Annotated in this window: 12 protein-coding genes; 2 read left to right on the plus strand and 10 right to left on the minus strand. The window is 74.6% G+C overall.

Features of this window, described 5'->3' with window-relative positions; all coding sequences use genetic code 11:
• Window positions 1–556 precede the first annotated feature (556 nt).
• Window positions 557–3391 (plus strand): SpoIIE family protein phosphatase, encoded by a 2835-nt coding sequence (locus OG207_RS07495; RefSeq protein ID WP_402695476.1) that lies wholly within the window; start codon window positions 557–559, stop codon window positions 3389–3391.
• Between the two features lie 166 nt (window positions 3392–3557).
• The gene (locus OG207_RS07500; protein WP_329097022.1) at window positions 3558–4703 is read left to right on the plus strand and encodes an ABC transporter substrate-binding protein; all 1146 of its coding nucleotides are present in this window, start codon (window positions 3558–3560) and stop codon (window positions 4701–4703) included.
• Between the two features lie 94 nt (window positions 4704–4797).
• Here the strand turns inward: OG207_RS07500 and hisC are convergent, their stop codons facing one another.
• The 10 genes from hisC to OG207_RS07550 form a co-directional block, all read right to left on the minus strand.
• Window positions 4798–5877 carry a histidinol-phosphate transaminase gene (gene hisC / locus OG207_RS07505; protein ID WP_329097024.1) on the minus strand — a complete coding sequence of 360 codons (1080 nt, stop codon included), beginning with the start codon at window positions 5875–5877 and terminating at the stop codon, window positions 4798–4800.
• Window positions 5878–5904: 27 nt separating this feature from the next.
• The gene (locus OG207_RS07510; RefSeq protein ID WP_329097027.1) at window positions 5905–7221 is read right to left on the minus strand and encodes an ATP-grasp domain-containing protein; all 1317 of its coding nucleotides are present in this window, start codon (window positions 7219–7221) and stop codon (window positions 5905–5907) included.
• On the minus strand, window positions 7218–8057 hold the full coding sequence (locus OG207_RS07515; protein WP_329097029.1) for a TauD/TfdA dioxygenase family protein: 840 nt from the start codon (window positions 8055–8057) through the stop codon (window positions 7218–7220). The genes OG207_RS07510 and OG207_RS07515 overlap by 4 nt, the downstream gene beginning before the upstream one ends.
• The gene (locus OG207_RS07520) at window positions 8039–9289 is read right to left on the minus strand and encodes an MFS transporter (protein ID WP_329097032.1); all 1251 of its coding nucleotides are present in this window, start codon (window positions 9287–9289) and stop codon (window positions 8039–8041) included. The genes OG207_RS07515 and OG207_RS07520 overlap by 19 nt, the downstream gene beginning before the upstream one ends.
• The gene (locus tag OG207_RS07525) at window positions 9279–10691 is read right to left on the minus strand and encodes an FAD-binding oxidoreductase (protein WP_329097034.1); all 1413 of its coding nucleotides are present in this window, start codon (window positions 10689–10691) and stop codon (window positions 9279–9281) included. The genes OG207_RS07520 and OG207_RS07525 overlap by 11 nt, the downstream gene beginning before the upstream one ends.
• Window positions 10688–10900 carry a ferredoxin gene (locus OG207_RS07530; RefSeq protein ID WP_329097036.1) on the minus strand — a complete coding sequence of 71 codons (213 nt, stop codon included), beginning with the start codon at window positions 10898–10900 and terminating at the stop codon, window positions 10688–10690. Before OG207_RS07530 ends, OG207_RS07525 begins: the two co-directional genes overlap by 4 nt.
• A gap of 92 nt (window positions 10901–10992) precedes the next feature.
• Window positions 10993–12261, minus strand: a complete 1269-nt coding sequence (locus OG207_RS07535; protein WP_329097038.1) for a cytochrome P450 — start codon at window positions 12259–12261, stop codon at window positions 10993–10995.
• Entirely contained in the window at window positions 12258–18452 is a 6195-nt protein-coding gene (locus OG207_RS07540; protein ID WP_329097039.1) for a non-ribosomal peptide synthetase, read from the minus strand. Before OG207_RS07540 ends, OG207_RS07535 begins: the two co-directional genes overlap by 4 nt.
• The gene (locus OG207_RS07545) at window positions 18449–18874 is read right to left on the minus strand and encodes a nuclear transport factor 2 family protein (protein ID WP_329097041.1); all 426 of its coding nucleotides are present in this window, start codon (window positions 18872–18874) and stop codon (window positions 18449–18451) included. Before OG207_RS07545 ends, OG207_RS07540 begins: the two co-directional genes overlap by 4 nt.
• A complete protein-coding gene (locus tag OG207_RS07550) occupies window positions 18871–21066 on the minus strand; it encodes an aminotransferase class III-fold pyridoxal phosphate-dependent enzyme (protein WP_329097043.1) in 2196 nt (731 codons plus the stop codon). The genes OG207_RS07545 and OG207_RS07550 overlap by 4 nt, the downstream gene beginning before the upstream one ends.
• Between the last annotated feature and the right edge of the window lie 278 nt (window positions 21067–21344).

Here is a 21344-nt window from a genome sequence, read left to right on the forward strand (position 1 = left end):
GGAGGGCCAGACCGGCCCCGGCAACCGCCATCCCGTCACGATAGCCGTGCTCTGCCATGTGATCCCGTTCCTCTGCCGCTCGACGGCCTGGCCGCCGGGCGACGCAACGGCAGCATGGGCGGAACGCACGCGGTCGACGCCACCGGGCGGTCCGAACACGTGCACACGGACGGCCGCCGGCCCCGCGCACCGCACCCCTCTCGGAGGCCTGGGAATCCCTCCGCGCCGATCAGAAAGCGGGAACGCGAGCCGAAGCGCACGCCGAAGCTCATGGCCCTTCTCGACCAGCACGGACCCTGAACGCCGCCGCGGGCCACAGGTGCGCACCGTGCTGGGCGATTGCTGATCCCAGCGTGCCCGGAGGGGCCCCTGAATCGGGCTCCGAATCGCACGGATGCCCAGACATCAGGCGTTCGACGTGGACGGACCCGGGCCGGTCCCGGGTCGGCGTCCCGCCAGCCCGCCGGGTCGCTGTGGCCGCCTCGGGCGCCGGCTCCGCACCTCCGGGCCGTCGCCGCACGCTGCCGACAGCCCGAAGAGGTTAGAAAATGGAGTGATGAGCAACTATCTGGGAGGACTCCGGCGCTGGCTGCTCCGTTCTGGCACGCCCTCCTCCGCCCGCTCTCGGCCTCCCCGCTCAGGGGACCGCCAGGAGGCCCGGGACCCGGCGCGGCCCCCCGAGGGAGGGTCGCGGCGGCCGCAGCGCCTGTCTTCCCTCCTGAGCGCGCGCAGCGTGGCCGGTGAGGTGTTCCTCCTCCAGCTGGCCGTTGTCGTCCTCCTCGTCGCTGCCGCGGTCGTGGCGCTCGTGGTGCAGGGCCGCAGCGCCGCCATGATGGACGCCCGGAACCGCACCCTCGCCGCCGCCGGGACCTTCGCGGAGTCTCCGGGGATCGTCGCCGCCGTGCGCGGCCCCCACCCCAGCGCGGTGCTCCAGCCCAGCGCCCAGGCGGCCGCCAAGATCGCCGCGGTCGACGGCATCAACGTGTACACGCTCGACGGGCTCACCCTCGCCCACAGCGACCCGCGGCAGATCGGCAAGCACGTCGTCGGCCCCTTCGCCAAGGCAGCGGCCGGCCGGTCCTTCACCGAAACGTTCACCGGGTCCCTGGGGCAGTCCGTGGTCTCGGTGGTCCCCGTCAAGGCCGCCGACGACAGCGTCATCGCGGTCGTCACCTCCCCCGTCACGGTCCAGAACGTGCAGAACATGCTGAACGGGCAGCTGCCCGTCGTCCTCGGCAGCGCGGCCGCCGTGCTCGCCCTGTCCGCGGGCGGCACCGCTCTGGTGAGCCGCCGACTGCTGCGCCGGACCCACGGCCTGGGACCGGCCGAAATGACCAGGATGTACGAGCACCACGACGCGGTGCTGCACGCGGTCCGGGAGGGCGTGCTGATCGTCGGCGCCGGCGGCCGACTGCTGCTGGCCAACGACGAGGCGCGTCGGCTGCTGGACCTGCCGGCGGACGCGGAAGGGCTCCCCGTCACGGACCTGGGCCTGGAGGAGGGGATCGCCGAACGGATCGCCTCGGGCCGGTCCGCGACCGACGAGGTGCACATGGCGGCCGATCGGCTACTGGCGGTGAACATCCGGCCCACCGCCCCCTACGGGTCCGCCGGCACCGTCGTCACGCTGCGGGACACCACCGAACTGAGGGCCCTGTCCGGCAGGGCCGAGGTGGCGCGCGAGCGCCTGAAGCTGCTCTACGACGCGGGGGTGCAGGTGGGTACGACCCTGGACGTCGGGCGCACCGCGGAGGAACTGGCCGAGGTGGCCGTCCCGCGGTTCGCCGACGTGGTCACGGTCGACCTGCTGGACCCGGTGCTGCGCGGCGAGGACCCGCCCGAGCTGAACACCGAGATGCGCCGCACCGCCGCCGTCGGCCATCTGGACGACCACCCGCTCTACCCCGTCGGCAAACTGATCCGGTTCGTTCCCGACAGCCCCATGGCGGCCGGGCTGGCGGGCGGCCGTGCGGTCCTGGAGGCGGACCTGCGCACCGCCCAGCTCTGGCGGACCCAGGACCCGGAGAACTCACTGCGGATCCTGGACCACGGCATCCACTCCTTGATCGTGGTGCCGCTGCGGGCCCGGGGCGTCGTCCTGGGGATGGCGGGCTACTGGCGGGGGCGGAACTCCCCGGCGTTCGACGAGGAGGACGTGTCCTTCGCCGAGGAGCTGACCGCAAGGGCGGCACTGTCCATCGACAATGCCCGCCGTTACACCCGCGAGCACACCGTGGCCGACACCCTGCAACGCAGTCTGCTGCCCCGGCGGGTACCGGAGCAGTCCGCCGTCGAGGTCGCGCACCGCTATCTGGCCGCCGAGGCCGGGGTGGGCGGCGACTGGTTCGACGTCATCCCCCTGCCCGGCGCCCGGGTGGCGCTGGTGGTCGGCGACGTGGTCGGCCACGGTCTGCACGCCGCGGCCACCATGGGGCGCCTGCGGACCGCGGTCTACAACTTCTCCACCCTCGACCTGCCTCCGGACGAGCTCCTGAGCCACCTGGACGAGCTGGTCGCCCATATCGACACCGACGAGCAGGAGTGGGGCGGGATCACCGGAGCCACCTGCCTGTGCGCCGTCTACGACCCCGCCACGGGGCGGGTGACGGCCGCCACCGCCGGGCATCCGGGCCCCGCCCTTCTCCGGCCCGACGGCACCGTGACCTTCCCCGAGGTACCGGTCTCCCCGCCGCTGGGCCTGGGCGCGGGGCTGCCCATGGAAACCGCGGAGCTGACCCTGCCCGAGGGCTCCGTGCTGGCGCTGTTCACCGACGGGCTGATCGAAAGCCGCGACCGTGATCCGGACGCGGGGCTGGCAGCGCTGCGCGCCGCGCTGGCCGGGCCCGCCCGCGCGCCGGAGGAGATCTGCACCGCAGTGATCGACGCGGTGCTGCCGGCCAGGCCCGACGACGACGTCGCCCTCCTGGTGGCCCGCACCCTCCGGCTGGACCCCGAGCGGATAGCCGAGTGGGACGTGCCGCCCGACCCGGCCGCGGTGTCCCGGGTGCGCAACGCCTGTGCCCGGCGGCTCGAGGAGTGGGGCCTCGAAGACATCGCCTTCACCACGGAACTCATCCTCAGCGAACTGATCACCAACGCCATCCGGTACGGAACCGAGCCCATCCGGGTGCGGCTGCTCCACGACCGCAGCCTGGTCTGCGAGGTCTCCGACGGGTCCAGCACCTCCCCGCACCTGCGCCGGGCCGACGACAACGACGAGGGCGGCCGCGGCCTGTTCCTCGTCGCGCAGTTCGCCCTGCGCTGGGGTACGCGCTACACCGATCGCGGCAAGATCATCTGGAGTGAGCAGGCCACCCACGAGGGCTCCGCACCGGTCGTGACGGTGGCGGGAGAGGCGCTCCTGGCCGGGTGGGACGACGAGCCGCTGTGAGAGGCCGACGGGACGGGAGCCACGGCACCGGGAGCCATGGACAGCGCGGCGGCGGGGAGCCCGGCTGCGGGAAACGCGGCGGACACCGCCGGCTGGGACTGCGCCGCCGGAGCCACTGAACGTACGCTGGTCTCGACCGGTACGCGACCGCCCGCCAGGAGCCTTTGTGCCCGCACCTCGTCTCCGGACAGCCGCCGTCGCCGCCCTCCTGGCCTGCGCGGCGGCGCCCCTCGGCGCCTGCGGGGACAAGCCCGCCCCCGTGCCCAGGGCCCCCGCGGTGGCCACCTCCGCCGCGGACGCCGGCGGCATGGCGGCACTGACCGCGGCGGCGAAGAAGGAGGGCTCGCTCAACACGATCGCGCTCCCGAGCGACTGGGCCAACTACGGCGCACTGATCGACGGCTTCGAGAAGAAGTACGGGATCAAGGTCACGGTGGAGAACCCGGAAGGCACCAGCCAGGACGAGATCGACGCCATCAAGGAGCACCGGCGCGACGGACGTGCCCCCGACGTGATCGACGTGGGCGGCTCGTTCGCCCGGTCCGCGGCCACGCAGGGCCTGCTCGCCCCGTACATGGTCGTGCCCTGGGACAGCATCCCCGAGGACCAGAAGGACCCGCGCGCCCGCTGGTACAACAACTACGGCGGCTACATCTCGATCGGCTGCGACGCCAAGCGCATCGCCACCTGCCCCTCGACCTTCGCCGATCTACGCAAACCCGAGTACAAGGGCAAGATCGCGCTCAACGGCGACCCGACCCAGTCCGGCTCCGCCTTCGCCGGCGTGTACGCGGCGGCCCTGGCGAACGGGGGTTCCTTCGGTGACATCCAGCCCGGGATCGACTTCTTCGCCGAACTGCGCAAGAACGGCAACTTCATCCCGGTCGAATCCACCCCGGCCACGATCGAGAAGGGCCAGACCCCGATCAGCATCGACTGGGACTTCCTCAACCTCGGATACGCCGACGGTTTCCGCAGGAAGGGCGCGGACGTCGACTGGCGGACCGCCATCCCCTTCGACGGCAGCTTCGCCGAGTACTACGCCAACGGGGTGAACAAGGACGCCCCGCACCCCGCGGCGGCCCGTCTGTGGCAGGAGTACGTCTTCAGCCCCGAGGGCCAGAACATCAGGCTCGGCGCCTACGCACGCCCCGTCCTCATGGACGCCATGGAGGAGGACGGGACCCTCGACGAGGCGGCCGCGGAGAACCTGCCGACGGTCGAGGGCACGCCGTCGTTCCCGACGGAGGCGCAGCAGCAGAAGGCGAAGGAGACCGTCAACCGCAACTGGGCCAAGGCCGTCTCGGACTGACGACCCCGGCGGCCCCGGCGACCCCGACGGCCCCAGCGGCCCCAGCGGCCCCAGCGGGGTGGCGGGGCGAATCGGCACCCTGGTGTCCGGCCCGTCAGGGCCCCGGTGGGGTCCGCGCCGCGCCGGAACGGTAGCGGTCGGCCGCCGAGAGGAAGGCGTCGTTCTCCTCCGGCAGCCCGACGGTGACGCGGACGCCGTCCCCGGGGAAGGTCCGCACCAGCACGCCGTGACGGGCGCAGAAGTCGGCGAAGCCCGCGGCCTCCTCCCCCAGGGGCAGCCACACGAAGTTGGCCTGCGAGGGGGTCACCGGATGGCCGTGTCGCGTCAGCAGGGCCTGCAGCCGGTACCGTTCGCGGACGATCGCCGCGGAGCGCGCACACACCTCCTCGGGGCGGTCGAGTGCGGCCAGCGCCGCGGCCTGGGCGAGCCGGCTGACCGCGAAGGGGACGGACACCTTGTGGACGGCGGAGACCACGGCCGGCGCCGCCACGCAGTAGCCGATCCGCACGCCGGCGAGCCCGTACGCCTTCGAGAAGGTGCGCAGCACCGCCACGTTCGGGCGGTTCCGGGCGAGCTCCACCCCGTCCGGCACGTCGGGATCGTCGACGAACTCCCGGTACGCCTCGTCCAGTACGACCAGGATCCGGTCGGGGAGGCGGTCGAGGAACGCGCGCAGCTCGCGGCCCCGGACCGCCGTTCCGGTGGGGTTGTTGGGGTTGCAGACGAAGACGACGCGGGTGGCGGGGGTGACCGCCGCCAGCATCGCCTCCAGGTCGTGCCGGTGGCCCGCGTCCAGGGGGACGGTGCGGGCGCGCACTCCGGCGACCCGGGCGAAGACCGGATACGCGTCGAAGGACCGCCAGGCGCACAGGACTTCGTCCCCGGGGCCGCAGAACGCCTGGATCAGGTCGCGGCACAGGCTCACCGACCCGCAGCCGACGGCGATCCGCTCCCGGGGGACCGCCAGGTCGGCGGCCAGTCGGCCGACCAGGGTGTCGGAGAACCACTGCGGGTAGCGGTGGCCCTCGACGGCGGCGCGGGTGATGGCCTCGACCACGGCGGGCGGTGGCGGCAGCGGCCCCTCGTTGGAGTTGAGCAGGACGGCGTCGGGCGCCGTGCCGGGAATGTTGTAGTCGGGAACGGTGGCCAGGTCGGCCCTGATGGCGACACCCATGGAGCTCCTCGGAGTGTGCGGACTCGGTCAGTTCGGGGCGAGGCGGAACACGTCGTCGGCCAGTAGCCGGATGCGGCGGTGGTCGGCGAGGAGTTCCTCCGGGCGGTCCCCGGTCAGGAAGACCCGCAGCGGGCTGGACAGCAGGTCGTTGGTGGGACGCATCCGGTCGCCCGGGACCAGCCGGGGCACCGCCAGGTGCACGGTGTCCAGGGCGCGGATCCGGGCCAGGGCGTCCTCGTCCACTGCCTCGACGAGACCGCCGCGGGTGGTGCGGACGTGGACGACCATCCCCTCGTGGTGCTTTCGGTACAGACTGTCGCCGGGGTGCCCCCGCCGGTACTCCTCGGGGCGGACACAGGCGAGTGCGAGCAGGTCGGCCTGGTTCCCGTCGAGGCACGAGTCGTGGTGGCCCGGGTCCATGATGCCGTCGAGCCGTGCGCCCACCTCGACGAGCACCGGCCCGGCGGCCGTCATCATGATCTCCGCGTGGGCGGCGCCGAACCGGATGTCCAGGGCGTCGAGGACGGTGTCCAGGTAGGTGACGAGGGGTTCGACCACCCGCGCGCCGGGGTCGATCAGGACGTCCCGGTCGTAGACCGGCCGGGTTCCGACGAGGGTCTTGTCGTAGCGCCAGACGCCGCACACGTGCCGGGCGCCGCCGGGGCCCCTGACCACGTCCACGATGTACTCGGTGCCGTCCAGGAAGGACTGTGCGAGCAGCTCGTCGTTGTGCCGGCCGAAGATGTCCCGACTGCCGAGGATCTCGGCGGCAGCGGCGCGCACTTCGTCCGGGCCGCGGCAGACGGAGACCTTGTCCGTGGAGGCCGAGCTGAGCGGTTTGACGACGATCGGGTAGCCGGTGGTCCGCGCCCAGGCGAGCACCTCCTCGACGTCGCCGGACTTCAGCTGGTCGGCGCAGCGGATGCCGGCGGCGCGCAGCGCCTCGATCATGCGGTACTTGTCGCGGCGCAGCGCGGAGGTGGCCGACGGGTTGCCGGGCAGGCCCAGCAGCTCGGCCGTCCGGTCGGCCGGCGGGACCCCGGTCTCCTGGCCGGGCAGCACCCCGCACGGGTGGTAGGAGGCCAGCTCCCGCACCGTACGGGCGGGGTCGGCCGCGTCCTGGACCACGTTGGCGAGGTACGGGCGCAGGTCCGGCGGGGGTACGCAGTCCAGGAACTCGGGCGTGCTCTGCAGGTGCACGACGTCCGCGCCGAGCCGGCGGAAGGCGGCGGGCAGGTACTTGCCGACCGAATAGCCGTCGACGATCACGCCGACGGGCGCGGCGGCGGGGAGGGGGGCGGAGGTGGAGGGCACGGTGGATCCCTTCTTCGGGGGTGTGCTCACGCGGCGGCGACGCTGACGCGGTGGACGGTCCGGGAGATGCCGGGCGGCAGGTCGGTGGCGACGTGGTAGGTGGTGTCGGTCTTCCACAGCAGCAGGTCGTGCGGGGTCCAGCGGTGGGTGTACGTCCGGTCGGGATCGGCCAGGAGGGTGTCCACGAGGTCGAAGAACTCCTCGTTCTCGTTGGCGTCGAGGCCGACGACCCGGTCCATGTAGGCGCGGGAGCCGTACAGGAAGCGGCGGCCGGTGTGCGGGTCGCGGCGGACGACGGGATGTTCGACGGCCGGGTACTGGCGGGCGACGAGGGCGCGCACCTCGGCGATGGACAGGCCCACGTGCTCGGGGGCGATGCGCTGCTGCTTGGTGAGGGTGTGCAGCCCGATGCGGTCCCACAGCAGGTCGTGCCACTCCTCGGGCAGCCGGTCGTACACGTCGGCGGCGCTCGCGAAGACGGTGTCGCCGTGCCCCTCGGGCACGTGGACGCCGTGCAGCACGGTGTAGGCGGAGGGGGCGGCGTCGAAGGAGGAGTCCTGGTGCCAGAAGTGGCCGACCCGCTCGATCCCGATCGGCCGGCCGGCCTTGCGCTCGTTGGACGAGACGAGGATCTCGGCGAAGTCGGGGTGGCGCCAGTCCGCCAGCAGGAAGGGGACGGGCCGGCCGATGCGGGCGGCGAGGCCTATCTGCTGCTGCGGGGTGAGGCCGATGCCGCGGACGACGACGAGGTCGCGCTGGTGCAGGGAGTCGACGACGTCGGCGAAGACCTCGGGGCGGGTGAGTTCGGTGTGGGTGAGTCCGGTGTACTCGACGCCGATGAAGGGGGTCAGGTCGCGCTTGTGCACGGTTCCTCCTTGTGCCAGGTGTACGGGTGGGTGCGGGCGGCGAGCAGCAGTAGGCAGGCGGCGCAGACCGCCGCTCCGGCGGCCGCCCACGGGGCGCCCGGGTGGCCGGGGGCCGAGAGGTGCAGGGCGAGTTGCGGGGCCGCGATGAAGGCCAGGTTGACGCCGCTCGAGAACAGGCCCATGGTGCGGTCGGGCGCCGGGCCGGGGAGCCGGCTGACGTAGTCGAGCAGTGCGGGGAAGACGACGACCTCCCCCGCCGTCCACAAGAGGGTGGCGAGCACCAGTTCCGGCCCGGTGTCGGCCAGGGCCATGAGCAAGAACCCGGCGCCCGCGAGGGCATAGCCGATCAGGAGGGTCGCCAGGTGTCCGACGCCCGCCGTGCGGATGTTGACCGGGACCTCGAACAGGACGATCCCGACGGCGTTGACGGTGAAGACGACGCCGGCCCAGTAGCCGGGCAGGCCGAGGCCGACGATGACGTGGGCGGCGACGAAGACCGAGGGCAGCGCGTAAGCCAGCTGGATGGGCAGCGAGAGGCCGAACGCGGTCCAGAACCGCGTGCGTTCGGCCGCCGTCGGGCGGAGGGTGCCGTGCGGGGCGGCGTCGTTCCCCGTACCGCCGCCGCTGCCGGTGTCCGCGTACGGTCCTACGCCGGCCGGCCGGCGTTCGCGGCGCAGGTGCAGGAGTGCCGCGGCCGCCAGCACGCACAGGGCGTTGGCCCAGAACACGGAGTGGGGGTCGAGCGCGTAGAGCAGGGCCCCCAGGAGCGGGCCGGCTGACAGTCCGAGGTTGATGGCGAGCCGGTAGCAGGAGAACGCGACCTTGCGCTGCTCGGGCCGTGACCCGGCGATCGTGGCCGCGTAGGCCGCCGGGGTGACGATCTCGTACGCGAACCCCCAGAGCAGCACGCCCGCGGCGAGCGCGGGCAGGCCGTGCAGCAGCGGCACCACCGCGACCGCGGCCGCGCCCAGCAGAAGGCCGGCGCGCATCAGCGCGTACGGGTGGAGCCGCCCGAGGAGGCGTCCGGCGGCCAGGTCCGCGGCGAGGGCACCGATCCCGAAGCCGGTGACGACCAGGCCCGCCCCGGCCGGGTCCAGGCCCCCGCCGCCCAGCAGGTGGGGGGTGAGGAAGGGGTAAGCCATGGTGCCGGTACGGAAGAGCAGGGTGGTGAGGAACAGGGTCCGCAGGGGCGGGGCGAGCCCGGCCACGGTCCGCAGGGTCTCAAGTGGCACGGCGGTTCCCGGCCGTCCGGGAGGCGAGCACTGCGCCGGGGTTGAACAGGCCCGCCGGGTCGAGGGCGTCCTTGAGGCCCCGGTGGACGCGCAGTGCCACCGGTCCCAGTTCGCGTTCCAGCCAGTCCTGCTTGAGCTTGCCGACCCCGTGCTCGCCGGTGATGGTGCCGTCGAGGGACAGGGCGAGGGCGAGGATCGCGTCGAACGCGGTTCGGGCGCGGGCGTACTGCGCGGTGTCGGATGCGTCGTAGAGGACCGTGGGGTGCATGTTGCCGTCGCCCGCGTGGCCGACGACCGCGACGGTGAGCCCCGCGTCGGTGCCGATCCGCGTACAGCCCTCGATCAGTTCGGCGATGCGGGTACGGGGCACCGCGACGTCCTCGGTCATGCAGGCGCCCCGGGCTTCGAGGGCGGCGAGGCTCACCCGGCGGGCGCGCAGCAGCAGGGCGCCCTCCGCCGGGTCCTGCGTGGCGTGCGTGTATACCGCGCCCGCCTGCCGGAACACGCGTTCCATGTGGTCGAGTTCGGCTTCGCGGGCGGCTTCGGGAGCGTCGGACTGGCACAGCAGCAGGGCCTGGTCCCGTTCGCCGACGAGCTCGGTGCCCAGGTAGGCGGCGGATGCGCGCAGCGAGGTCGCGTCCATGATCTCCATGAGGGAGGGCACGAGGCCGGCCCGGACGATCCGGTTGACGCTGGCGCCGGCCCGGGCCACCGAGTCGAAGGCCGCGATGACGGTGCCGGGTGCGGCCGGCAGCGGGCGCAGGGCGAGGGTGGCCCGCGTGATGATGCCGAGGGTGCCCTCGCTGCCGACGAGGAGACGGGTGAGGTCGTAGCCCGCGACGCCCTTGACGGTGCGGCGGCCGGTGCGCAGGAGGGAGCCGTCGGCGAGGACCGCCTCCAGGCCGAGGACGTAGTCGCCGGTGACCCCGTACTTGCCGCAGCACAGGCCGCCGGCGTTGGTGGCGAGGTTGCCCCCGAGGGTGCACGTGTCGAGGCTGGAGGGGTCGGGCGGGTAGTACAGGCCGTGGGCGGCCGCGGCGGTCTTCAGGGCCTGGTTGACCACGCCGGGTTCCACGACGGCGAGCCGGTCGTCCGGGTCGAGTTCGAGGATCCGGTTCATCCGCGTCGTGGCCAGGACGATGCAGCCGTCGACGGCGTTGGCGGCGCCGGTCAGGCCCGTTCCGGCGCCCCGGGGAACGATGGGGACGCCGGCCGCCGCACAGGCCCGTACGCATGCCTGCACCTGCTCGACCGAGGCGGGCAGGACCACGGCGAGCGGCCGGCCGTACGGGGCCAGCGGCATCATGTCGTGGGCGTACCCGGTGGTGGCGTCCGGGTCGGTGACCAGCGCGCCGTCGCCGTCGAGGGCGGCGCGCAGGGCGTCCAGGAGGGCGGCGGTCATACGGGCCGCCCGTCGGTCCCGGTGACGAGGATGGCCTGGGCGGGGCACAGGTCGGCGGCTTCCAGGACGGCGTCGGCGAGGTCCTCGGCCGGCTCCGGGTCCAGCAGCAGGACGACGCCGTCGGCCTCGTCCTGGTCGAAGACCGTGCCGGCGGACAGGACGCAGTGGCCGGCGCCGACACAGCGCTCGGGATCGAGGGTGACCTTCACGGGTCGGCTCCTTGGGGGCAGGGGACGGACGGTGGCCGGGCGGTACGGGCCGCAGGGCGGTACGGGACGGTGGCCCGTGCGCGGTGGTGGGGTCACCAGGTCACGGGCAGCGCGTGCACCCCGTACACGGCCATGTCGGACTTGAAGCGGATCTCCTCGACGGGCACGGCGGTGCGCAGCGTCGGGATCCGGCGGGCCACGGCGGCATAGACCTCCTGGAGCTCCACCCGGGCCAGTGCCTGGCCCATGCACTGGTGGGGCCCGTAACCGAAGGCGAGGTGGCCGTGGGCGCGGGCGGCGGGGTCGAACTCCTCGCCGGCGGGGAAGCGTTCGGGGTCCCGGTTGGCGACGTTGATGGCGGCGACGACGCCCTCGCCGGCCCGGACCAGCCGGTCGCCGACCGTGACGTCCTCGACGGCGATCCGGCGGATGCCGCGCTGGACCACGGTGAGGTGGCGCAGCATCTCCTCGACGGCACCGGCGAGCAGTTCGGGGTCGTCGTGCGCGCCGAGGTCGGCGAAGTGGTCGGGGTGGCGCAGCAGGGTCAACACCCCGAGGGAAATCATGTTGGCGGTGGTGTCGTGGCCGGCGGTGAGCAGCAGCAGGGCCATCGCGGCGAGCTGGCGGCGGGTCATGGTTCCGCCGGGTCGGTGCCGGGCGGCCATGCGGCCGATGAAGCCGTCCCGCGGTTCCCGTTCGGCCGCTGCGACGAGTGCCTCCAGGTAGTCCTGGAGGGCCTGTCGGGCGGCGGCGGCGCTCTCGGTGGTGCCGGCGACGACGTTCATGGTGTGGGTCAGACCGCGGAAGAGCTCGCGGTCCTCGAAGGGCACGCCGAGGAACTCGCAGATGACGGTGAGCGCGACGGGCAGGGCAAGGTCGGCCACGAGGTCGGCCTCGGTGCCGCGGAGCATGCGGTCCAGGCAGCCGTCGACGACGGCGCGCACGGCCGGACGCCACCCTTCGGCCCGTTTCACGGTGAACTCGCCGAGCACCAGGCGCCGTACGGCGTCGTGCTCGGGATTGTCCATGACGAGCAGGGTCGGTTCGACGGCGGTCTCGGCGAGGGCGACCGCGCTGGACAGCGGGTAGCCGGGGCGACTCTTGTCCGCGCTGAAGCGGGGGTCGGCCAGGACGGTGCGGGCGTCGTCGAAGCGGGTGAACAGCCAGGGGCGGACCCCGTTCCACAGTGTCACGCGGGGCGCGGTGCCCGCGTCGCGGATCTCGGTGACCTCCCGCGGCGGGGCGAACGGGCACTGCCGGTCCATGGGGTAGTGGGGCTCGGCCGACGGGACGGCGGCCTTCGGGCCGGGTGTCGGGTCGGTCGTCGGGGCGGGTGTCGGGTCGGTCGTCGGGTCGGTCATGCGCGGGTGCTCCGGTCGAGGTTCTGCCACCAGCGGCCGACGAGGGCGTCGTCCAGGGCGGGCGGGAAGATGCCGTGGGCCCGCAGGGCTGCGAGGGTGGCGTCGTTGCGGTGGTCGGGCAGGCGGGCGTCCGGGTGGTCGCGCAGGTCCCGGAGGTGTTCGCGGTAGGCGAGGGCGGGCAGCACGGTGCCGTCGGCCTCGGCGTCGGCCAGGCGACCGAGCCAGGTGTCCAGCGGGACCGCGGGGGTGGTCCGGCCCGTGCGCCGGTCGTGTACGGCGTGCAGTTCGGCCAGGGGCGTCCGCCGGGGGTGGTGCAGGTGGTGGACGGTGCCGGGGGCTCCGTCAGCGAGGGCCAGGGCGACCAGGGCCCGGGCCATGGTGTCCACGGGCAGTGCGTCGGTGGCGAGCCGCGGGTCGTCGGGGTGGCAGCCGAGGGCGGTGGAGGTGACGAGGAGCCGGCTGAGGAAGTCGTCCTCGCTCACGGCTCCCGTCGTGCTGCCGCCGGCCCGGCCGAGCCGGTAGATCCGGGCGTCGGCGCCGCGTTCGAAGGCCTGGGCGACCAGGCGTTCCGCGGCCCACTTGGCGGCCGCGTAGCCGCGGCCGCGGGGGTGGCGTTCCGCGGCGGCCGGGGTGGCCTCGGTGATCGTGCGCGGGCGGGCGTCGCCGGGTCCTTCGCGGAACACGCCGAGGGTGGAGACGTGGTGGAAGCGGGCCGGGCGGCCCTCGGCGCAGATCCGCAGGAGTTCGGCGGTGCCGCCCACGTTGGCGGCCGCCAGGTGGTGGAAGCCGGACACGTGGTGGACCTCGGCGCCGAGGTGGAGGACGGTCCTCGCGCGCAGGACGCGCTCCCGGTCGGTGGCTCCGAGACCCAGGCCGGGCCGGGTCAGGTCGCCGGGGACGGGCACGATCCGCGGGTCCGAGGCGTCGGGGCGCAGCCCGTGGCGGCGCAGGGCGGTCGACAGCCGCCGGCGGGCGGCGCCGGTGTCCGCGGCCCGGACCAGGCACAGGACCGGGCCCGTGGTGCGGTCCAGGAGCTCGGCCAGGACGTGGGAGCCCACGTATCCGGTGGCTCCGGTGAGCAGGACGGCGTCGTGCGGGTCGCAGGGGCCGGGGCGCTCGGCGAAGACGATGGCGGGGTCGAGCCGCGCGTCGTCGGGTCCCACGGGCCGGGCTTCGGCCGCCGGGCCGGACGCCTCCAGCCGCCGGGCCACCTCCCGTACGGTCGGCGCGGCGAGGAAGTCGGAGACGGCGATCCGGACGCCGTGCTCCCGCTCGATGCGGCCCAGGAGCCGGATGACGCGCAGGGAGTGACCGCCCTGTGCGAAGAAGTCCTCGTCCGGAGAGCCCACCGGCCCGCCCAGCACGTCCTCCCACAGGGCGAGCAGCCGCCGTTCGGCCCCGTTCAGGGGGCCGTCGGCGGCTCCGTCGCCCAGGTGCGGCCGCTGCCGGCGCACGGCGGCCAGGTGGGCGGCGAGCGCCGGCCGGTCGGCCTTGCCGTGGCTGCCGGTCGGGATGGCGGGCACGGGCACGGCCAGCCGGGGCACCATGTGGGCCGGGAGCAGCCGGACCAGGTGGGCGCGGACGTCCCGGGGTGCGGCCGTTCCGACGTAGCCGACGGCGAGTTCGGCGTCGGCCCCAGCGCCGAGGAGGACGGCGACGGCCTCCCGGACACCGGGGTGCTCCGCGAGCGCGGCTTCGATCTCGCCGAGCTCGATGCGGAAGCCGCGCAGCTTGATCTGGTGGTCGAGCCGGCCCAGGTAGTCGATCGATCCGTCGGACAGCCGGCGCACCCGGTCCCCGGTGCGGTAGCAGCGACCGGCACCCGGAAGCGCGGGATGGCTGGTGAACGACGCGCCCGTGCGGTCGGGGTCGCCCAGGTAGCCGTCGCCGAGTCCGGCGCCGGAGAGCCACAGTTCGCCGGGTACACCGGTGGCCGCCAGTCGCCCGTGGCGGTCCACGACGTGGGCCGCCGTGCCGGACAGGGCGGTGCCCACGGGCACGCGGGCCCGGGCGTCCGCGGGGTCGGCGCGGTGGGTGGTGGCCAGGATCGCCGCTTCGGTCGGGCCGTAGCCGTTGACGACCACCCGGTCCGCGGCGAAGTGACGGGTGTCGTGGACGTCCGCGGGCTCACCGGCGACGAGCAGGACGCGTACGTCGCCCAGGTCGGGTCGGTCCAGGGCGCGCAGCAGGGAGGGCACGGTCACCATCACGGTGACCCCGGCGGTGCGCAGGGTGCGGGTGAGGGCCGGGCCGTCTGCTCGGGTGGCGTCGTCCGCGTACACCAGGGTGGCGCCGGAGACGAGCGGCATGAACTGTTCGAAGGCGGCCACGTCGAAGCCGGGCGAGGTCAGTTGGAGCCACACGTCGTCGGCGGTGAAGGGGTGCCGGTCGAGGCAGGCGAGGAGGGTGTTGGCGACCGCGCGGTGGGAAACGGTGACGCCGCGGGGGCGCCCGGTGCTGCCGGAGGTGTAGATGACGTACGCCGGGGCGGCGGGGTCTGCGACGGGTACGGCGGGCGGAGTCCGCTCGCCGGGGGCGGTGAGGGCCTCGACGTCCAGGACGGGCGGGCCGGAACCTTCCGTGCCCGGTCCGAACAGCGTCTCGGCTGTGTCCTTGGCGCAGACCAGCGCGCCGACACCGGCGTCGGCAATGCAGTGGCGCAGGCGCAGCGGCGGGTACGCCGGGTCGAGCGGCACGTACGCGGCCCCGGCCTTGAGCACCCCGAGGAGGGTCGTGGCGAGGAGCGGGGAGCGCTCGAGGCACACGGCGACGCGGTCGCCGGGCCGGATCCCGCGGGTGGTGAGGCGGGCGGCCACGGTGTCGGCGTGCCGGTCGAGTTCGGCGTAGGTGAGGCTGATGTCGGTGCCGACGACGGCGACCTTGTGCGGGTGGGCGGCGACCTGCCGGGCGACGAGGGCGGGCAGGGTGGTCTGCGCTGCCGGGGGGCCCGGCTCCGGGGCGCGGCCCAACCGCTCGTACTCCCCCGGTTCGTACAGGGTGACGCCGCGCAGTGGCGGGTCACCGTCCGCGAGGCGGTCGAGCACTGCGGCCAGCTGGCCGGCCAGCCGCTGTGCGGTGGCACGGTCGTAGAGGTCGGTGCTGAACTCGACTTCGACGTCGAGGTCTTCGCCCTCCTCCTGGAAGGTGAAGGACAGCTCGAAGGTGGCGGTGTCGCGGTCACCGGCGTCCCAGGGTGCGGTCCGCGCGCCGGGCAGCTCCAGTGGACGCGGGCGGCGCTGGCGGTGGTTGACGACGGCCTGGAAGGGGACGGCCGCGCGGCCGGTGGTGGCGGGGGCGAGCTCCCTGCCCACGGCCTGGAAGGGGACGTCCTCGTGGTGCAGGGCCTCGGTACAGGCTGCCCGGACGCGGGTGAGCAGGACACCTGCCGTGGTGTCCGCGTCCGCCTCGACGCGGACGGGCAGCAGGTTGACGAAGCAGCCCACGAGGTCCTGTGCTCCGGCCCGGTTCCGCCCGGCGGCCAGGGCGCCCAGGGTGAGGGTGTCGCGTTCGGTGTGGGCGGCCAGGACCGTGTACACCCCGGCCAGGTGGAACATGTACGGGCTGACACCGTGCCGGCGGGCGGCCTCGGCGTGGCGCGCGTGCTGCGCGGCGCCGATCCGCTGCCGCACCCGGTCGCCGGATCCGCTGAGGACGGCGGGGCGGGGCCGGTCGGTGACCAGGTCGAGGGCGGCGCCGCCGCCGGCGAGCGCGCCCTGCCAGAACCGGGTCGCGGCGGTGAGCCGTTCGGGGCGGGGTGCGAGGGAGCCGCGCAGGTGCTCGGGGTAGCCCGGGTCCAGGGGCGGCAGGTCCGCGGCCGGGTCCGCGTAGAGGGCGGACAGCTCGGACGTGAAGAGGTCCAGGGACCAGTCGTCGGCGATGGCGTGGTGGACGGCGAAGTGGAGCAGCGTGCTCCGGGCGTCCAGGGTGAGCACCAGGGTGCGCAGCAGCCGGGTGCCGTCGTCGTCCGGCTCCGCCGTGCGGTGCTCGGCGGCCAGGGCGCGGGCCAGGGCCTGGCGTTCGCCGGCCGGAACGCCGGTGAGGTCGATGAGGCGCACCGCCGCGCCCGGGTCGGCGGTCAGGCTCTGCCGCCAACCGTCGGCGTCTCGCCGTACGACGGTGCGCAGGGCGGCCTGGCGCCTGCCCAGTAGGGTCAGGGCGTTCCGCAGCCGGGCCCGGTCGAGGGGGCCGTCGATGAAGTACCCGCGTCCGATGACGTAGCGGCCGGTGTTTCCGGTGGCCTCCTGGTCGAACCAGATCCCTTCCTGGGCGGGCGACAGCGGCAGCCGGCCGGGATCCGCCCCGGGGCTGGCCGGGGCGGGGGTGGCCGGGGCGGGGCTGGCCACGAGGGCTGCCAGGGCGCGGATCGTCGGGGCGGCGAAGAGGTCGGCGACCGTCAGGGCCGCGCCCTGGTCGCGTTCGAGGCGGGCGAGGATCGCCAGAGCGGACAGGGAGTCGCCGCCGGCGGCGAAGAAATCGGCGTCCGGGCCGACGGCGCGGCCGAGGACGGCCTCCCAGTGCGCGGAGACGGCGCGCAGGGCGGCGGCGGCCTCCTCGGCATCGGGGCTCGCGGGAGTGGAGCTGACCGGACCGCCGGGCGCCGCGGCCGCGCGGTCGGCGAGGACGGCGAGCAGCCGGCGGTCGGCCTTGCCGTTGGCCGTGGCCGGCAGCTCCGGCAGGACGGTGACGACGTCCGGAACCGCCGGTTCGGTCAGCAGCCGGGCAATGTGGGCGATGAGCCGGTCGCCCGAAGCCGGGGCACCCGGGTCGGTCGGGGTGGTGGGGGCGTCGACCGGTGTCAGGGTCACGTACGCGGCCAGTCGGCGGGCGTTCGCGGCGCCGTACGGAACCACGACCGCCTCCCGGACCGCCGGGTGGGTCCGCAGTGCCCGTTCGGCCTCGGCCGGTTCGACGCGGTGGCCACGGATCTTGACCTGGTCGTCGAAGCGCCCCAGGAAGGCGAGTTCGCCGCCGGGGAGGCGGCGGACCCGGTCGCCGGTCAGGTAGGCGGTGCGGCCGGGCCTGCCCGGCTCGGGGACGAACCGCTCGGCGGTCTGCTCCGGCCCGCCGCGGTAGCCCTGGGCAACGCCCGGGCCGCCGATGCAGAGTTCGCCCTCCTCGCCGGGCGCGACCGGGGTGCGGTCGGGGCGCAGGACGTGGGCGGTGGCCCCGGCGAAGGGGCGGCCGATCGGCACGTCCTGCCAGGCTCCGTCCCAGTCGTCCGGGCCGTCGAAGGTCTGCCAGCAGGCGTAGACCGTGGTCTCCGTGGGTCCGTAGCCGTTGACGATCCGGCAGCCGGGCAGCTCGCGCAGGGCGGTCCGTACCGCGTCCGCGTCGGCCCGGTCGCCGCCGGACACGCACAGGCGCAACCCGCTCAGGTCTGCGGTGATGTGTTCGATGGCCAGCCGGAACAGCGGGGCGGCCAGCCGCAGGACCGTCACGCCGTGGCGGGCGCACTCCCGGCCGATGTCGTGGATTCCGGGCCGCTCGGACTGCGGCAGCACGAGCCGGGCGCCGTTGAGCAGGGCGCCCCAGATCTCGAAGACGGAGGGGTCCACGTGGAGCGGGGCGAGCTGTAGAACGGTGTCGGCGGCGGTCAGTCCGGCCTCGGGGGCGCGGGCCAGTGCCAGGACGGAGTGGTGCGCGACGCGGACGCCCTTGGGGGCGCCGGTGCTGCCGGAGGTGTGGATGACGTAGGCGGTCCGCCCGGCCCCGGGGGCGTGCGACGGGCTCCGGTCCGGGTCCGGGGCGAGGTCGAGATCGAGGTCCGGGTCCGGGTCCGGTGCGTCCTCGTCGACGGGCAGGACCGTCACCCCCACGGGCAGGAGGGCGCGCAGCCGCGCGGTGTCCTGCCCGGCTGCGAAGACGGTGCGCAGGTGGTTGTCGAGGACGAGCGCGCGGATCCGTTCGTCCGGCGCGTCGGGGTCCAGCGGCAGGTAAGCGCCCCCGGCCAACACCGTCCCCAGCAGGGCGGCGATGGTGCCGGGCGAACGCCGGGCGCAGATCCCGACGCTCTCGCCGGGGGCGGTCCGGTCGGCGAGCCGGCGGGCGGCGGCCGCGGCCCGGGCGGCGAGTGCGCCGTAGCCGATCCGTAGGCCGCCGTGGATCAGGGCGGTGCGGTGGGGGTGGGCGCGGGCCACGGCGGTGAAGGCCGCGCCGAGGGTGACGGGGGTGGCGGGGGTGGTGGTGTTCACGGGGCCGAGGTCACCTCCTGCGGGTCGCGTTCCAGGGCCTCGACGACACTGGCGGTGTCGAAGAGGTCGAGGTAGCGGGAGATGAGCCCGTCGCGGACGGTGAAGACGTTCATCCACTGGGCCTCGTAGCGTGCGCCGTTGGCGAGGACGTGGGTGCGGCTCACGCCCAGGACCACGACCCGGTCCCCGGCGTCGAGGTACTCGTAGGCATCGCACTCCTGGACCCGGATCAGCTCGTGGACGATGGCGAAGAACGCGCGGAAGCCCTCGACGCCCCGGTAGACGCCGGCCCACGGCAGCGAGGCGGGGCCGTGGTAGACCCACTCGAAGTCGGGGGCGAGCAGCGGCTCGATGTCGGCGAGGCGGCCCTCGTCGAACAGCCGGAAGAAGGTGCGGATCACTTCGACGTTCTGCGTGCTCATACGGTGCTCCTCGAAGGTGCGGGGGTGCGGGACGGGCCGGGCTTCAGCAGGCCGGAGAGCCGTTGGCCGAGCCGGAACAGGGCGGCGTGGGCGAGGAGCCGGGCCGGGCCGGTGCGCGAAAGCCTGCGGGCGCCGCGCATGACCTGGAAGACCTCCCGCTCGGTGGCGGTCAGGGGCAGCAGGAACACGTCGTAGACGACGAAGGCCCGGGCGCGGGTGATCCACCAGAGGATGAGGGCGTACGTCATCCCCTCGCCCTCGGGGTCGACGAAGCGGCCGAGCGCTCCGGGTACGCGTGGTTCGAACCGGCCGAGCATGCCTTCGGCGAAGCGGCGGCCGATCACTCCGCGCGGCCCGGTGTCCATCGCGGCGAGTCCGGCGGCCACGAGGTCCGACAGGGCCCGGACCCGTTCGGGCAGGCCGAGGGCGTCGACCTGGCGAATGGCCTGGAGGGCGAAGTGGGCGCCCAGGGCGTGGGCGTGGTGGGTGCGCAGTTCCTCGACGAGCTGCGGGTTGGCCCGGCGGGCGGCGTCGTACACCTCGTCGGAGACGAGGGCGGCACCGGTGGGGAAGCAGCCGTAGCTCAGTGCCTTGGACAGGCTCATGAGGTCGATGTCGGGGAGCCGGCCGTGGTGGGCGAATCGGGTACCGCAGCGGTAGTAGGACGTCAGGACCTCGTCGACGCCGACGAGGTAGCCCTGTTCGGACCGGCCCGCGGTGACGGCGTCGAGGAGCGGTCCGGGGATCGGGGCGTAGGCGTCGGAGCTGCCGTGGACCAGTTCGATCCACACGAGCCCGATCTCGCCGGTGGCCGCCTCCTCGCGGAAGTCGTCGACGGCGTGCGGGGTGAAGGGGTCGATGTAGCGGATGTCGTCGTAGAGGGGGCCGAAGGGCGCGCGGGTGCGTCCGGCGGCGGTGGCCAGCAGCGAGACGAGGGTCTTGCCGCCGTAGTTGTGCTTGAAGACGACGATGCGCCGCCTGCCGGGGCGGGCGAGACGGGCGAGGGTGATGGCGCTCTCGACCGCGGACGCGCCGCTGACGGCGGGGAAGGTGTGGGGCAGTCCGGTTTCGCGGGCCAGGACCTGCTCGAGCTCGCGGACGTGGTCGCGGGCGGGGTCGTGGCCGCGTACGACGTCGGTCAGCGCGTCGGCGGGGTTGTGGCCGGCCACGCCGAGCCCGGCCCCGCACAGTCCGTCGACGAGGTCCAGTTCGCGGCCGGAGTCGAGGCGGACGGTGAGCCGGGAGCCCTTGGCGCGGACGACGTTCAGCGCGCCGTGCAGCTTGCGGTGCATGCGGACGGCCATCGGGTTCACGTGGCGGGCGTACAGGTCGAGGGTGGCCTGCCGGTCGGCGGCGGCCGCCGCGAGGACGCGGTGCACGGGGGCGGCGGCGTCCCATCGGGGGCGCAGCCGGGCGCCGACGGCGCGCACGGCGACGCTGTTGCCGCCGTAGGTGTTGGAGTGCAGGAACCCGGTCTTCGGGGTGGTCCACGGCGCGAACGTGTCGTGGGTACCGGTGAAGGCGCCGAACGGGACCTCGTACCCGGTGAGGGATTCGCCCAGGACGACGAGGTCGGGGCGGAGCGCGGTCACGGCGGGGTCGGCGGGGCTGTCCGGGGCGACGTCGCTGAGGTCGACGACGACGCGGGCTCCGGTGGCGCGCGCGGTACGGGCCAGCTCGACGACGGCGGCGAGGGCGCCCGTGTCGAGGAGTTCGGGGGCGCGGACGACGAGCCCGCACACGGTCGTGCCGTGCAGGGCGGTGCGCAGGCCGGCGACGGTGGTGCGGGTGAGGAGGCCGGGGGCGAGGGCGCGGTCGGGGCCTTCGCCGAGCGGGTCCGTGCGGCGGGCGAGGGTGCCGTCGGGGTCCAGGACCAGAACGCGGCCCCGGTGGGTTGCGGCGGTCGTGGCGGCGCGGTGGCGCAGGAGTTTGACGGCGCCGTGCAGGGCCTCGTAGCGGGAGTTGGCGAAGAAGGTGCGGTAGTGGGTGCCGGGCGGGCGGCCGCCCAGTTCCCTGACGAACTCGCTGACGAGGTGGCCGGCCTGGGCGGACTCGGTGGTCACGAACCAGGACGGCATGGCGAAGACGGGTTGTTCCTGCGCGATGAGGTCGGCCAGGATGCCGAGGGTCTGCGGGCCGGCCGGGCGCAGGTGCGGTGCCGGGCCGGGGGCGGCGTGGGGGTTCGGGTTCATGACGCCATCTCGCTCGTGGGAGGAGTCCCGGCGGCGGGTGTCCGCGGGATCGCTGCGCTTGCGGGGTGCGGGTGCGTTGCGGGGGTGCGGGTGCGGGGTGCCGCGACGCGCAGGCGGCGGAACCACAGCCGGGCGGACCCCGGCCCGGCGCCCGGTGGCCGGCCACCGCCGGGACCGCCTCGGCACTGCGCCGAGGCGCCGCCGATGGCGGGACCACCACCGGGCAACGCCCGGCACGGCACCGCGCCTTGGCGAGGTCGACCGCGGCCGCCGCCTGG

This window comes from Streptomyces sp. NBC_01439, from assembly GCF_036227605.1.
Lineage (GTDB): Bacteria > Actinomycetota > Actinomycetes > Streptomycetales > Streptomycetaceae > Streptomyces.

What these genes read in the sequence shown, in the direction of transcription:
- OG207_RS07495 (WP_402695476.1), top strand. Translation starts at nt 557, where the DNA reads ATGAGCAACTATCTGGGAGGACTCCGGCGCTGGCTGCTCCGTTCTGGC.
- hisC (WP_329097024.1), bottom strand. Translation starts at nt 5,877, where the DNA reads ATGGGTGTCGCCATCAGGGCCGACCTGGCCACCGTTCCCGACTACAAC.
- OG207_RS07525 (WP_329097034.1), bottom strand. Translation starts at nt 10,691, where the DNA reads ATGACCGCCGCCCTCCTGGACGCCCTGCGCGCCGCCCTCGACGGCGAC.
- OG207_RS07535 (WP_329097038.1), bottom strand. Translation starts at nt 12,261, where the DNA reads ATGACCGACCCGACGACCGACCCGACACCCGCCCCGACGACCGACCCG.
- OG207_RS07545 (WP_329097041.1), bottom strand. Translation starts at nt 18,874, where the DNA reads ATGAGCACGCAGAACGTCGAAGTGATCCGCACCTTCTTCCGGCTGTTC.
- OG207_RS07550 (WP_329097043.1), bottom strand. Translation starts at nt 21,066, where the DNA reads ATGAACCCGAACCCCCACGCCGCCCCCGGCCCGGCACCGCACCTGCGC.